We start from the raw sequence: 404 nt of genomic DNA, 5'->3' as shown, positions 1-404 counted from the left end.
ATATCGCGAGGCGATGAACATCCCTTCCTCCATACTACGGCGCCGCGATAAGCGTTTGTCCGCAGCTGCGATCAAGCGAAGTGACTAACCGGCATTCCTGGTCGGCGAGAGGCGACTCTCAACTTCCTCCGGGCCGAAGCAGCTTTCGAAGTCCTGGCATTCCCGACAACTGGGTGCAGTGCATGACGAAAAGCCTTCGGCCTCACACAGCTTGCGGTAAAAGTACTTTTTCCATTTCATGTTTTCTGTGTTGCCTGCCGCCAGCGCGGGAAAATGTCTGGCAAGCAGGCGGCTGAGCTCAGCGCGATGGGAGAGGCCAAGATCCCGCCAAAGACGGTCCGTGCGCATCACACGCCGGACGAGGATCTTGGCCAAGCGGGCGCCCGCCGGGTCGCCCGGCGAAC

Annotated in this window: 1 protein-coding gene; it reads right to left on the bottom strand. The window is 60.1% G+C overall.

What is annotated here, in order from left to right; all coding sequences use genetic code 11:
- Positions 1–84: 84 nt before the first annotated feature.
- On the bottom strand, positions 85–404 hold a 320-nt coding region (locus EN807_RS32875; RefSeq protein ID WP_189522673.1), incomplete at its 5' end, for a nitrogen fixation protein NifQ.

The organism is Mesorhizobium sp. M5C.F.Ca.ET.164.01.1.1, assembly GCF_004792125.1.
GTDB classification, from domain to species: domain Bacteria; phylum Pseudomonadota; class Alphaproteobacteria; order Rhizobiales; family Rhizobiaceae; genus Mesorhizobium; species Mesorhizobium wenxiniae.
This window is presented reverse-complemented; position numbering and strand designations above follow the sequence as displayed.